Here is a 13,569-nt window from a genome sequence, read left to right on the forward strand (position 1 = left end):
TCGCACGACCATCCCGTCCCAGGGGGGACTTCTTCATGCCTGAAGCCATGCCCGGATCCATGCCTCACGAGTCCCACGAGGCACAACAGCCCCACCCGTCACAGGAGCAGCCGGTACTGCAGCTCGAACGGCTGACCCGTGTCCACGGCAGCGGCGCCACCGAGGTGCACGCCCTGCGCGGCGTCGACCTCTCCGTCTTCCCCGGCGAACTCGTCGCCGTCATGGGCCCGTCCGGCTCGGGCAAGTCCACCCTGCTCACCATCGCGGGCGGCCTCGACAGCCCCACCTCGGGCCGCGTCGTCGTCGAGGGAACGGACATCACGACGGTCAGCCGCAAGGAACTCGCCGCCCTGCGCCGCCGCAACATCGGCTACGTCTTCCAGGACTACAACCTCATACCGGCCCTGACCGCCGCCGAGAACGTGGCCCTGCCCCGCGAACTGGACGGCGTGTCCGCCCGCAAGGCCCGCGTCTCGGCCGTCGCCGCGCTGGAGGAGATGGGGCTCGGCCCGCTCGCCGACCGCTTCCCCGACGAGATGTCCGGCGGCCAGCAGCAGCGCGTGGCCATCGCCCGTGCCCTGGTGGGCGACCGCCGCCTCGTCCTCGCCGACGAGCCGACCGGCGCCCTGGACTCCGAGACGGGCGAGTCCGTGCTCGCGCTGCTGCGCGCCCGCTGCGACGCCGGCGCCGCCGGCATCCTCGTGACCCACGAGCCGCGCTTCGCGGCCTGGGCCGACCGGGTCGTCTTCCTGCGCGACGGTTCCGTCGTCGACGAGACCCTGCGCAGCCAGGCCGACTCGCTGCTCTCCGGGCAGGCGGCCGCCCAGTGAACCGCTGGTACCACTCATGGGTGGCCGCGGTGCGCATCGCCCGCCGCGACGCCTGGCGCTTCAAGGGCCGCAGCTCTCTCGTACTCGCCATGATCGCCCTGCCGATCCTCGGCGTGAGCGCCGTCGACCTGACCCTGCGCAGCGCCGAACTCTCCCCCGAACAGCGGATGGACCGCACCCTGGGCGCCGCAGACGCCCGGATGAGCGACCCGGGCATGGGCGGTGTGCCGATCCTCCAGGATCCGGAGGGGCAGAGCTCCGTACCGGTGAAGGAGTACGACGAGACGGATCCGTGGCCCGAGGGCGCCGGTGACATTCCGGCAGCCTTCCCGGCGGGCGCCAAGACGCTCAAGGACTCGAACGGCAGCGGCAAGCTCCGCACCGAGCACGGGCTGCTCAACACCGTGATCCACGAGCTGGACGCCACCGACCCGATGACCAGGGGCATGATGACCCTGGAGCAGGGCCGGTTCCCGGACAAGGCCGGCGAGGTCGCCGCCACCACGCACTTCCTGGCGTCGTCCGGCCTCAAGGTCGGCTCGGCGGTCGCCGCCCGGGGGCTCGCCACCGAGTACCGGATCGTCGGCTCGTACGAACTCCCCGACTCGCTCAAGGCCGACGAGGTCCTCGCCCCGCCCGGCACCTTCCTCGCGCCCCTCGACAAGGCTCTGAAGGCCGACGACCTGTCCGGCACGGAAACCTCCACCACCTACCTGGTCTCGGTCGGCGGCGGTTTCACGTGGAACATGGTCGAGGAGGCCAACCGCCACGGCGTCACGGTCGTCTCGCGTGCCGTCGCCGTCGACCCGCCCGCCCGCTCCGACGTGGCGCTCTATCAGAAGGAGGGCTGGGGAGGCGCCTTCGAGCAGAGCGCGGCGTCCGACGCCGCGGCGCTCGCCGTCGTCGCCACCGTCGTCGGCCTCGCCATGCTGGAGATCTGCCTGCTGGCCGGCCCCGCCTTCGCGGTCGGCGCCCGGCGCTCCGCGCGCCAGCTCGGCCTCGTCGGCGCCAACGGCGGCGACCGCCGCCACATCCGCGCCATCGTGCTCTCCGGCGGCCTGGTGATCGGCGTCGCCGCGGCCCTCGTCGGCACCGCGCTCGGCCTGCTCCTCACCTTCGCGCTGCAGCCCACGCTCGAGGACTACATGGGCAAGCGGTTCGGCAGTTTCGACATCCGTCCGCTGGAACTTCTCGGCATCGGCCTGATCGCCGTCATCACCGGCCTGCTCGCCGCGATCGTCCCGGCCGTCACCGCGTCGCGTCAGTCCGTACTGGCCTCGCTGACCGGCCGCCGCGGAGTACGCCGCTCCAGCCGCGTCCTGCCCGTCATCGGTCTGATCGCGGCCGGCCTGGGCATCACCATCACTGTCTACGGCGCCGGTGCCACCGACAACGTCACCGTCGTCGCGGGCGGCAGCGCCCTCGCCGAGCTGGGCGTCGTCGCGCTCACCCCCGCCCTGGTCGGCCTCTTCGGCCGGCTCGGCAGGTGGCTGCCGCTGTCGCCGCGCCTCGCCCTGCGCGACGCCGTACGCAACCGCGGCCGTACGGCTCCGGCCGTCGCCGCCGTGCTTGCGGCCGTCGCGGGCACCGTCGCCGTGGCGACCTACACCGCCAGCGACGACGTCCAGCAGCGCGCTGAGTACTCGGCGCGGCTCCCGTACGGCGTGGTGACGGTGATGAACGGCGAGGGCGGCGGCCGGGACGTGCCCGGCATCCGCGCGGCCGTCCAGAAGCACTACCCCGTCGACGTGCGCGCCGACGTCGACCGCATCGCCGTGGGCAACGCCAACTGCCTGCCGTACAGCGACGCCAAGGGATGCGGGCGGTATGAGATCTTCACGCCCAAGGAGAACCGCTGCGCCCTGTGGTCCCAGGACGGCGAGGACCTCCCCGCGGCCGAGCGCCGCAAGCTCTCCAAGGACTGGCGCTGCCAGGAGGGCAAGCACTACGCCGAGTACGACGTACTCGTCGCCGACGAGAAGCTGCTCTCGGTCCTCGCAGTCGACGACCCCGCCGCCGTCACCGCCCTCAAAAGCGGCAAGGCGGTCTCCTTCGACCGGCGCAACGTCGAGAAGGGGAAGATCGGCATCAGGCTGATCACCGACACCGACAAGGCCGACCTGATGGCGCAGAAGGGCAAGGACGCCCCCGGTGAGATCAAGTCCTTCCCCGTCCACCAGGCCCCGGAGTCGGCCGAGGCGTACGGCGTCAAGGTGATCCTGCCCGCCGAGGCGGCGAAGGACGCCGGGTTCATCACCGCGCCCGCCGGCGCGTACTTCTCGACCGAGAAACTGCCCAGCGGCACCCAGGAGCAGGAGCTCCAGGCGGCACTCGACACCCTGGGCACCGACGGCGGCCTGTACGTCGAGAAGGGCTACACCAGCGACAACAGCATCGAACTGCTGGCTCTGGCCGTCTTCGCCGGACTCGTCACCATCGGCGCCGCCGGCATCGCGACGGGCCTGGCCCAGACCGACGCCGAGCCCGATCTGAAGACCCTCGCCGCGGTCGGCGCGCCCCCGCGGGTGCGCAGGACGCTGAGCGGTTTCCAGTGCGGGGTGGTCGCCGCGATGGGTGTGGTGCTCGGCTCCGCGGCGGGTGTGCTGCCCGCCGTCGGCCTGCGGCTCACGGAGGAACGCCAGGCGCTCAAGTGGTACGAGGAGGCCGTGGACCAGGGCATGGGCGGCGTCCAGGAGGTGCCGTACGTCCCGATCGTGGTCCCGTGGGAGACCCTCGCGGCCCTGCTCGTCGCCGTACCCGTGGGCGCGGCACTGCTGGCCGCACTGGTCACCCGGTCCCGCACCGCGGTGGCGCGGCGCGCGGCGGGCTGACCGACGGCGACCGGTTCCGTGCCCCCGCACAGGGTGGATCACCCCTGTGCGGGGGCACACCGTGTGGTGACGCACGTGTACGAGAGAATGGCCGCATGGAGATGCCGAAGGGTGAACGGTCGCAGGAGAGCCCCCACGTCCTGATCGTAGGGCAGGACGGAATGGCTCTCGGCGGCGCGGACGACGAGTCGCGCGAGGTGCCAGTGACGGAGATGGTCGAACAGCCCGCGAAGGTCATGCGCATCGGCAGCATGATCAAGCAACTCCTGGAGGAAGTACGGGCAGCTCCTCTCGACGAGGCGAGCCGGGTACGGCTGAAGGACATCCACGCCAGCTCGGTCAAGGAGCTCGAAGACGGCCTGGCGCCGGAGTTGGTGGAGGAACTGGAGCGGCTCTCCCTGCCGTTCACGGACGAGGCGATCCCCTCCGAGGCGGAACTGCGCATCGCGCAGGCCCAGCTCGTGGGATGGCTCGAAGGTCTCTTCCACGGCATCCAGACGGCGCTCTTCGCCCAGCAGATGGCGGCGCGGGCGCAGTTGGAGCAGATGCGGCGCGCGCTTCCGCCGGGCGTGGGGCACGAGGACGACGACCAGGAGGACGGGCACGGGCCGGTGCGCTCGGGACCGTACCTCTAGGTCCGCGACTTCGGGCCGCTGAGGTCGTGCCTTTAAGGGGCCGTGACTTCGAGCCCGCCGAGGTCGCGCTTTTGGGGCCGTGCGTCGGTGGCCGGCGCGTCCGGTGAGCGACGAGAGGCCCGCACCGCCAGGACGGCGGTGCGGGCCTCTCGTGCGTGTGGGACCGGTGCTCAGGCGGTCGGCGCTCGTACGGAACGGACGCTCAGGCGGCCGGAGCGCGCACGAAACGAACGCTCAGGCGGCCGTCAGCAGGATCTTCCCGACATGGGCGCCCGCCTCCAGCGCCCGGTGGGCCTCGGCGGCCTCCGGCATCGGCACGACCCGGTCGACGACCGGGCGTACGCGGCCCGTGCTGATCAGCGGCCACACGTGCTCCCGCACGGCCGCGACGATCGCGGCCTTCTCGCCGAGCGGGCGCGCCCGAAGCGTCGTGGCGGTGATCGCGGCACGCTTCTTCATCAGGGCGCTCAGGTTGACCTCGCCCTTCACGCCGCCCTGCATCCCGATGATCGCGAGGCGGCCGTTGACGGCCAGCGCCTTCACGTTACGGTCCAGGTACTTGGCCCCGATGATGTCCAGGACGACGTCCGCCCCCGCCCCGTCCGTGGCCTTGCGCAGCTCCTGGACGAAGTCCTGCTCGCGGTAGTCGATGAGGATGTCCGCGCCCAGTTCCGCGCACCGCGCCAGCTTCTCCGGACCGCCGGCGGTGACCGCGACCCGCGCGCCGACCGCCTTGGCGAGCTGGATCGCCATCGTGCCGATGCCGCTCGCGCCGCCGTGCACCAGCAACGTCTCGCCGGGCCGGAGGTGGGCGATCATGAAGACGTTCGACCAGACCGTCGAGGTCGTCTCGGGCAGGGACGCCGCCGTGAGCAGGTCCATGCCGGGGGGCACGGGCAGCAGCTGCCCCGCCGGTACGGCGACCTTCTGCGCGTACCCGCCGCCGGTCAGCAGCGCGCACACCTCGTCGCCCACGGACCAGCCGGAGACGCCCGGCCCGAGCGCGGCCACGCGGCCCGAGCACTCCAGGCCGGGGTACGGGGAGGCGCCGGGCGGCGGGTCGTAGAAGCCCTGGCGCTGCAGCAGGTCGGCGCGGTTGACGGCGCTCGCGGCGACCTCGACGAGGACCTCGCCCTCGCCGGGTACGGGATCGGGGACCTCCGCCCATACGAGCGCCTCGGGGCCACCGGGTTCAGGGATCGTGATCGCATGCATGGCCGCGAGGCTACTCCGCACCGGAGCGAACCACTCCGCCTCCCCGGCCACTTCGTCCCGGAGGGCCGGGGGTATGGGTCGCTCCGGGGTGCGCTCCGGGCGGGCCGTCCGCTCGGGTCCCCGGGCGGCCCGCGGTCGGCCCCGCCCGGGTCACTCCGACAGCGTCACTCGCATGTCGCCCGCGCTCGTGAAGCCCGGTGAGGCGCGCACGATGGTGATCACCCGGTCCGTCAGCTGGAGCGGGCTGGCTTCGGGATCGTCGTAACCGAGCAGCCGGTGTCCGCGCAGGACGCTGACCACCAGGTCCTCGGTCTCCCGGACGTTCCGGCCCACCTCGGCCTTTATCACCGGCCGCTCGATGAGGTCCAGACCGCTGCCCTGCTGGATCAGGTCCTCCATCACCGTGCCGGCGCTGGGGCTGAGCACGGACAGGCCCAGGAGACGGCCGGCGGCGCTGGCGCTGGTGATGACGGCGTCGGCGCCCGACTGGCGCAGCAGCGGCGCGTTCTCCTCCTCCCGGACCGCTGCGACGATCTTGGCTCCCCGGTTGAGCTGGCGCGCGGTCAGGGTGACCAGGACCGCCGTGTCGTCGCGCTGCGTCGCGATCACGATCTGACGGGCCCGCTGCAGTTCGGCGCGCAGCAGTACGTCGCTGCGGGTCGCGTCGCCCAGGACGCCCGTGTACCCGTCGGCGTTGGCCGCTTCGATGACCTTCGCGCTCGGGTCGACGACCACGATCTGCTCTTTGCGGAGCCCCGTGGCGGCCAGTGTCTGGATCGCGGAACGGCCCTTGGTGCCGAATCCGACGATGACGGTGTGGTCGCGCAAGTGAGCCCTCCAGCGGTTCAGCCGCCACTCCTCCCGGGTCCGTTCCGTGAGGACCTCGAGAGTGGTGCCGACCAGGATGATCAGAAACAGCACGCGCAGCGGCGTCACCACCAGCACATTGATGAGCCTGGCGCTGTCGCTGTGCGGCACGATGTCGCCGTAACCCGTCGTGGACAGGGTCACGGTGGAGTAGTACACGGCGTCGAGCAGGGAGAGCGTCTCGTCGGCGTTGTCGTGGTAACCGGCGCGGTCGAGATAGACGATGAGGACCGTCACCACCAGGACCGCCAGCGCCATCAACAGCCGCTTGCCGACCTGCCGCAGCGGGCGGTCGACGATTTGGCGCGGCAGCTTGATCCGAGCGGTGACGAGATGCTCGTCGGCGTGCCTGGCCATTGCGTCTTGGCCGGGAAGTTTCACGTGAAACGTCCTTCTGTCCAGGGCAGATCGAGGATTTCGAGCTCCTGACCGGCCCGCGCGCCGCCCGGCGGCACGACGGCCAGACCGTCGGCGGCTGCGATGCCACGGAGCATGGCGGGACCGTTGTAGTGCAGGGGCAGGGCCTGCTCCGGCCCGTTGCCGTCCGTACCGCCCGCGCGGTGGACGACGGGCACGAGCCGGGTGTCGTGCGGATGGCCGTTCACGTCGTCCCGCACGGGCGAGGTGTACGGCGCGAGGGGCGTCCGCTGGGCGCGGGCGCGCAGCAGTGGCTCCGCGAGGGTCAGCAGGCCGGACACGGCGGCGAGGGGGTTGCCGGGCAGCCCCACCAGGTACCGGCCCTCGGCGGCCCCGCCGAGGCGCGCCAGGAGCATCGGGTGGCCCGGCCGCACCGCGACCCCGTCGACGAGCAACTCGGCGCCCGCCTTGCGCAGGATCGGGTGCACGTGGTCGACCGGACCGGCAGCCGTGCCGCCCGTGGTCACCACGAGGTCGGCCTCCGAGGCGGTGACGGCCCGGTGGAGCGCGTCCGCGTCGTCGCCGAGGTGGCGGGTGGCGAGCACCTCGGCGCCCAGCGCACGGAGCCAGGGGGCGAGGAGCGGGCCGAGGGCGTCACGGACCATCCCGTCGTGCGGCAGCCCTTCGTTCAGCAACTCGTCACCCAGTACGAGCACTTCGACGCGAGGCCGCGGAACGACGGCCAGCTCGTCGTAACCGGCGGCGGCGGCGAGCCCGAGCACGGCGGGCGACACCAGGGCCCCGGCGGGCAGCAGCCGGTCGCCGGTGCGGCACTCCTGGCCGCGTGGGCGGATGTCCTGCCCCTGGACGACCTCGCGGCGCGCGTGCAGCCGCCCCTTGGACTCGTCGAGCCGGGCGTGTTCGCTGCGGATCACGGCGGTGGCGTCCGGCGGGATCCGCGCGCCGGTGGCGATGCGTACGGCCGAACCGTCGGCCAGCGCGCCCGGCGCGGCGTGCCCTGCCAGCACCTGGCCGCCCTCGTCGACGGTCCACCACGGACCGGGCCCGGCGACCGCCCAGCCGTCCATGGCGGAGGTGTCGAAGGACGGCAGGTCGGTGAGGGCCCGGAGAGGCTCCGCGAGGACCTGCCCGAGGGCCTGGGAGAGCGCCGCGCGGCGCGTGCGGGGAGAGACCGCGCCACCGGCCCGTTCGGCGACGGCGCGGGCCTCGTGCCAGGGCCTGGCCCTGGTCCGGGCGGGGGGCGAGGACGGGGACACCTGCGGGGACGCCTGCGCGGACTCCTTGGAGGTGACGGCCGGGGACGCCTGCGGGTGCGCGTCAGGGGCGGCGGTCGGCGTGGTGGTCCGGTCGTCGTCGTGGCCCGACCGGTCCGGCGCTGCGCCGGGGTCGGGTGCTTGGGCCCGCACCGACTGTGCCGCCTGCGCTGCCCGGCTGACGAGCGCGAGCGCCTCGTCGACCTCGTGGTCCTCCTGGTTCACCCGGCGCCGTCTTCCGCGCCGCGCCCCGGGGCCTCTCCCGTGCTCTCTCCCTCGGCCTCTTCCTCCGCCTCGGCGGCCCAACGGGCGGCCAGCGCGGCGGCCTTGCGCGCCGCTTCGGCGACGGCGTCCGGCCCGTCACCGCCCGCCCGCGCCGCCGCGTAGCCGACCAGGAAGGTCGTGAGCGGCGCGGCCGGCCTGGCGACGCCGTGCGCGGCGTCGCGGGCGAGGTCGAGCAGGACGTTGATGTCGACATCGAGCTCGATGCCGAGTTCGTCTTTGACTGCGGTCATCCATTCATCCAGCACGTGCCCATGCTCCCTGATCCTCGACCGGGCGGCGGCGATGTCTTTCCAGGTGTCGCAGTCGAAGGAGTCCAGCGGCCCGGCGGAAACGCGCGTCAGGGCCAGTTCGTGCGTCAGGAGCCGCAGCGGCAGCCCGGACAGGGCGCCGTGCTCGGTGGCGAGGAGGGCCAGTTCGCGGCGCAGCGGTTCGGCGCGGTAGGCGGCGACGAGCGGTTGGTCCCGGCCGCCCGCGTCCACGAGCAGCGCCGCTTCCGCGTCGTCGCCCGCCAGCGCGTCGAGCAGCCGCTGGACCGTCGCGCCCCCGATGAAGGGCAGGTCGGCGGAGAGTACGAGCACGTGCTCGGCGGTGGTGCGCCGCAGCCCGGCGTCGAGCGCGGCCAGCGGCCCGCCCCCGGCCGGCTCCTCCCGGGCCCACGCGACGGCGCGCACGGTCGCCCGCCGGCCGCCGACGACGACGGTCGTACCGGCTCCGCGGCACACGCCCAGCACCCGGTCGAGCAGGGTCCGCCCGCCCACGCGCACGCCGGGCTTGTCCACCCCGCCGAGCCGCCTGGCGGCCCCTCCGGCGAGCACGATGGCGTCGTACGCGGTCGCGGTCATGCCCCGAGTATGCGGGGCGGGGGTGCCGCCGCCCACCCCCGCCCCCGCCCGTGCGGGGCCGCGCGCCCCGGTTCGGGACGGGGCACGGCGGGGCGGCGGCTCCGGGCGGCCGGCTAGAGCGAGCGCAGCAGCAGCGCCGGGTGCTCCACGCAGTCCGCCACGTACCGCAGGAATCCGCCCGCGGTCCCCCCGTCGCACACCCGGTGGTCGAACGTCAGCGACAGCTGCACCACCTTGCGCACCGCCAACTCGCCCTCGTGCACCCACGGCTTGGGGACGATCCGCCCGACCCCGAGCATCGCCGCCTCCGGGTGGTTGATGATCGGCGTGGACCCGTCGACCCCGAACACCCCGTAGTTGTTCAGCGTGAACGTGCCGCCTGTCAGCTCCGCCGGGGTCAGCGACCCCTTCCTCGCCGATTCCGTCAGCCGGGCGAACTCCGCGCTCAGCCCGTCCACGGTCCGGGTGTGCGCGTCGCGCACGACGGGCACCATTAGGCCCCGCTCGGTCTGCGCCGCGAACCCGAGGTGCACGCCCGGCAGGCGCACGATCTCGCGGGTGGCCATGTCCACCGTGGAGTTCAGCTCCGGGAAGCGGGCCAGGGCAGCCGTACAGATCCGGGCCAGGAGCGCCAGCACCGACACCGGCGGTCCGCCCGCCTGGTTCATCGCCGCACGGGCCGCCATGAGCTCCGTCGCGTCCGCGTCCACCCAGCAGGTGGCGTCCGGGATCTCGCTCCGGCTGCGCGACAGCTTGTCGGCGACAGCCCCGCGCATGCCCCGCAGCGGGACGCGCTCGCCGACGGCGGCGGAAGCCGCGGCCACCGGCGCGGGCGGCGCGGGCTCGGGCGCCTGCTTTCCGCGAATCGCGCCCTCCACGTCGGACCGCAGGATCAGCCCGTCCGGCCCGGAGCCCTTCAGCGCCCGCAGATCGAGGCTGTTCTCGCGCGCCAGCCGCCGCACCAGCGGCGAAATGACCGGGACGGGACCGTCGTGCTCCACCACCGCGGCAGACGCAGCCGGCACCGCGGGTACTGCGGGCGCCTCGGCGACGGCCACGGCTCCGCGAGCCGCGTCCGGCCGGATACGCCGCCGCCGCGCCACCGCCGCGCCCGTGCCGTAACCCACCAGCACGTTCCCCGACGACTCCGCCTCGTCCGAGGCCGAGGTCGCGGCCGAGGTCGCGGCCGAGGTCGCGGCGGGAGCCGGGACGGCGGCCGAAGCCGCGGCGGGGGTGGCGGCGGAGGCCGACGCCCCCACCGCGACCGTCAGCAGCGGCGACCCGACGGGCAGTTCGGTCCCCTCCTCGCCGAAGCGGGCGGTCACCACGCCCCCGTACGGGCACGGCACCTCCACCATCGCCTTGGCCGTCTCGACCTCCACCACGGGCTGGTCCACGGCGACCACGTCGCCCACCTCCACCAGCCAGCGCACGATCTCCGCCTCGGTCAGCCCCTCACCGAGGTCGGGCAGTTTGAACTCCAGGCTCGCCATCTCAAAAGCGTCCGGCATCAGACGTCCGCCTCCCACTGGAGCCGCGCGACCGCGTCGAGCACCCGGTCCACACCCGGCAGATGATGCCGTTCCAGCATCGGCGGCGGATACGGGATGTCGAACCCGGCGACCCGCAGCACCGGCGCCTCCAGGTGGTGGAAGCAGCGCTCCGTCACCCGGGCCGCGATCTCCCCGCCGGGCCCGCCGAAGCCGGTCGACTCGTGCACGACGACCGCCCGGCCCGTACGCCGTACGGAAGCGGCCACCGTCTCGTCGTCGAACGGCACGAGCGAGCGCAGGTCGACGACCTCGAGGTCCCAGCCCTCCGCCTCGGCCGCCTCCGCCGCCTCCATGCACACCGGCAGGGACGGTCCGTACGTGATGAGCGTCGCGCTGCGCCCGGAGCGCCGCACGACCGCCCGGCCGATCGGCTCGACGGCCGTCGGCGCCTCCGGCGACCAGGCCGCCTTCGACCAGTAGAGCCGCTTCGGCTCCAGGAACACCACCGGGTCGTCGGACGCGATCGCCGCCCGCATCAGCCCGTACGCGTCCTCGACCGTCGCCGGCGTCACGACATGGAGCCCCGGAGTCGCCATGTAGTACGCCTCGGACGAGTCGCTGTGGTGCTCGACGCCGCCGATCCCGCCGCCGTACGGCACGCGGATCACCATCGGCATCGGCATCGCGCCGCGCGTGCGGTTGCGCATCCGCGCGACATGGCTGATGAGCTGCTCGAACGCCGGATACGCGAAGGCGTCGAACTGCATCTCGACGACGGGCCGGAGCCCGTACATCGCCATGCCGACGGCCGTACCCAGGATCCCCGCCTCGGCGAGCGGCGTGTCCGTGACCCGGTCCTCGCCGAACTCCTTCACGAGCCCGTCCGTGACCCGGAAGACACCGCCGAGCGCGCCGACGTCCTCCCCCATCACATGGACGGACGGGTCCTCCGCCATCGCGTCGCGCATCGCCCGTCCGAGGGCCTGCGCCATCGTCGCCGGCTTGGCGCGCTTCGCGTCGACCGCGGTCGTCGCTGCCGTCGTCATCGTTCGTCCTCCGCATCGAGCTCGGCCCGCAGCAGGGCTTCCTGCTCCCTGAGTTGCGCGGTCTTCTCGGCGTAGACGTGCGCGAAAAGGTCCATGGGATCGAGCACCGGGTCCGCGTTCATCCGCTCGCGCAGGTCGGCGGCCATCGTCTCGGCGGCCTCGCGGGCCTCCCGTACGCCGTCCTCGTCCAGCATTCCGCGCTCCGTGAGTTCCCGCTCCAGGAGGTCCACCGGGTCGTGGGCGCGCCATGCCTCGACCTCGGCGTCGCCCCGGTACCGGGTCGCGTCGTCGGCGTTCGTGTGGGCTTCCATGCGGTACGTGACCGCCTCGACCAGTGTCGGACCGCCACCCCGGCGGGCCCGCTCCACCGCCTCGGCCAGCACCTCGTGCATCGCGGCGGCGTCGTTGCCGTCGACCAGCCGGCCCGGCATGCCGTACCCGACGGCCTTGTGCGCCAGGGACGGGGCGGCGGTCTGCTTGGCCAGCGGCACGGAGATCGCGAAGCCGTTGTTCTGCACGAGGAAGACGACCGGCGCCCGCCAGACGGCGGCGAAGTTCAGCGCCTCGTGGAAGTCGCCCTCGCTGGTGCCGCCGTCGCCGACCATGGCGAGGGCGACGACGTCGTCGCCCTTGAGGCGGGCGGCGTGCGCCAGGCCCACCGCGTGCGGCAGCTGGGTCGCCAGCGGCGTGCACAGCGGCGCGACGCGGTGCACGCGCGGGTCGTAACCCGTGTGCCAGTCACCCCGCAGCAGCGTCAGCGCCTCCACGGGGTCCAGTCCGCGCACCACGGCGGCGAGGGTGTCCCGGTAGCTCGGAAAGAGCCAGTCCCGCTCCTCCAGGACGAGCCCGGCCGCGACCTCGCAGGCCTCCTGGCCCGTGCTGGAGGGGTAGACGGCGAGGCGGCCCTGCTTGGTGAGGGCGGTCGCCTGCGTGTTGTACCGGCGGCCGCGCACCAGCTCCGCGTACAGCCTGCGCATCAGGCCGGCGTCGAGCCCGGCGGCGGCGTCGGTGCCGAGCACGCGGTGCGGCTCGCTGTCCGGGAGCAGCGGGGCGGGATCCGTACGGGGCTTCCAGGCCGGGGGAGCGGCGGGCAGCGGGGCGGCGGCGCCGGACCGTGCCTGCGCCGGCTCGGCCGACCTGACGGGCCGCGCCGTCATGGTGCTCTTCTTCATCGCGTGCACCTCCTCGTGGGAGCGGTGAGAAGGCACAGCAATGTGGTGTGCCTCACCTACCGATTGTTCGGTCGTGGACGCAATTTGGCTACAGGCGCCTCCAGCCTGTGGACAAACGGTTCTCCACAGCCTGGGATAGGGGCAGGTCGTCCATCAGAGGGGAGTGGGGGGACATGGCAGCTGAACAAATGGCCGACGCGGGAGCGGGCCCGCCCGCGCGTCCGCTGGACTCCATCGACCGCGACATCCTGCGGATGCTCCAAAAGGACGGCCGCGCGTCGATACGGTCCGTCGCCGAACGCGTCCACGTCTCGCGCGCCAACGCGTACGCCCGCATCAACCGCCTCATCGAGGACGGCGTGATCCGCGGCTTCAGCGCGCGCGTGGACCACGAACGCGCGGGGCAGGGGGCATCGGCGTACATCACGCTCAAGATCGTGCAGAACTCCTGGCGCACCGTCCGCGAACGCCTCCAGGAACTGCCGGGCGCCGCTCACATCGCGCTGGTCAGCGGGGATTTCGACGTCCTGCTGCTCGTCCACACGGCCGACAACCGCGCCCTGCGCGAGCTGGTCCTGACGAAGATCCAGTCCATACCGGAGGTGCTCAGCACCCGCACGCTGCTGGTGTTCGAGGAGACGGACCTCGATTCGGCCGCCTCGGCCGCCTTCCCCCAACCACCCCAGGCCCCCCTGCCGCCCCCGCCGCCCCAGGAGCCGTGA

11 protein-coding genes are annotated in these 13,569 nt (G+C 73.3%); 4 read left to right on the forward strand and 7 right to left on the reverse strand.

Annotation, left to right across the window (positions count from 1 at the left end; translation table 11 throughout):
• Nucleotides 1–59: 59 nt before the first annotated feature.
• From AC07FK_RS22065 to AC07FK_RS22075, 3 genes are all read left to right on the forward strand, one after another.
• On the forward strand, nucleotides 60–830 hold the full coding sequence (locus AC07FK_RS22065; protein WP_479106636.1) for an ABC transporter ATP-binding protein: 771 nt from the start codon (nucleotides 60–62) through the stop codon (nucleotides 828–830).
• Nucleotides 827–3,661 carry an FtsX-like permease family protein gene (locus tag AC07FK_RS22070; protein WP_479106637.1) on the forward strand — a complete coding sequence of 945 codons (2,835 nt, stop codon included), beginning with the start codon at nucleotides 827–829 and terminating at the stop codon, nucleotides 3,659–3,661. The genes AC07FK_RS22065 and AC07FK_RS22070 overlap by 4 nt, the downstream gene beginning before the upstream one ends.
• A gap of 95 nt (nucleotides 3,662–3,756) precedes the next feature.
• Entirely contained in the window at nucleotides 3,757–4,296 is a 540-nt protein-coding gene (locus AC07FK_RS22075) for a bacterial proteasome activator family protein (RefSeq protein WP_479106638.1), read from the forward strand.
• A gap of 234 nt (nucleotides 4,297–4,530) precedes the next feature.
• Here AC07FK_RS22075 and AC07FK_RS22080 read toward each other — a convergent pair whose 3' ends face one another.
• The 7 genes from AC07FK_RS22080 to pdhA form a co-directional block, all read right to left on the reverse strand.
• Complete coding sequence (locus AC07FK_RS22080; protein WP_479106639.1) at nucleotides 4,531–5,511, reverse strand: NAD(P)H-quinone oxidoreductase; 981 nt, start codon at nucleotides 5,509–5,511, stop codon at nucleotides 4,531–4,533.
• A gap of 150 nt (nucleotides 5,512–5,661) precedes the next feature.
• Nucleotides 5,662–6,735 carry a potassium channel family protein gene (locus AC07FK_RS22085; protein WP_479106640.1) on the reverse strand — a complete coding sequence of 358 codons (1,074 nt, stop codon included), beginning with the start codon at nucleotides 6,733–6,735 and terminating at the stop codon, nucleotides 5,662–5,664.
• Between the two features lie 20 nt (nucleotides 6,736–6,755).
• Nucleotides 6,756–8,234, reverse strand: coding sequence for a molybdopterin molybdotransferase MoeA (locus AC07FK_RS22090; RefSeq protein ID WP_479106641.1), 1,479 nt, complete (start codon nucleotides 8,232–8,234; stop codon nucleotides 6,756–6,758).
• Nucleotides 8,231–9,136 (reverse strand): NTP transferase domain-containing protein, encoded by a 906-nt coding sequence (locus tag AC07FK_RS22095; protein ID WP_479106642.1) that lies wholly within the window; start codon nucleotides 9,134–9,136, stop codon nucleotides 8,231–8,233. Before AC07FK_RS22095 ends, AC07FK_RS22090 begins: the two co-directional genes overlap by 4 nt.
• A gap of 113 nt (nucleotides 9,137–9,249) precedes the next feature.
• Complete coding sequence (locus AC07FK_RS22100; protein WP_479106790.1) at nucleotides 9,250–10,629, reverse strand: dihydrolipoamide acetyltransferase family protein; 1,380 nt, start codon at nucleotides 10,627–10,629, stop codon at nucleotides 9,250–9,252.
• A 17-nt stretch (nucleotides 10,630–10,646) separates the two neighbouring features.
• A complete protein-coding gene (locus AC07FK_RS22105) occupies nucleotides 10,647–11,675 on the reverse strand; it encodes an alpha-ketoacid dehydrogenase subunit beta (protein ID WP_479106643.1) in 1,029 nt (342 codons plus the stop codon).
• Complete coding sequence (gene pdhA / locus AC07FK_RS22110; protein ID WP_479106644.1) at nucleotides 11,672–12,847, reverse strand: pyruvate dehydrogenase (acetyl-transferring) E1 component subunit alpha; 1,176 nt, start codon at nucleotides 12,845–12,847, stop codon at nucleotides 11,672–11,674. The genes AC07FK_RS22105 and pdhA overlap by 4 nt, the downstream gene beginning before the upstream one ends.
• Before the next feature lie 173 nt (nucleotides 12,848–13,020).
• Here pdhA and AC07FK_RS22115 point away from each other — a divergent pair, with 173 nt between their 5' ends.
• Complete coding sequence (locus tag AC07FK_RS22115) at nucleotides 13,021–13,569, forward strand: Lrp/AsnC family transcriptional regulator (RefSeq protein ID WP_479106645.1); 549 nt, start codon at nucleotides 13,021–13,023, stop codon at nucleotides 13,567–13,569.

The organism is Streptomyces sp. NPDC046122 (assembly GCF_056429965.1).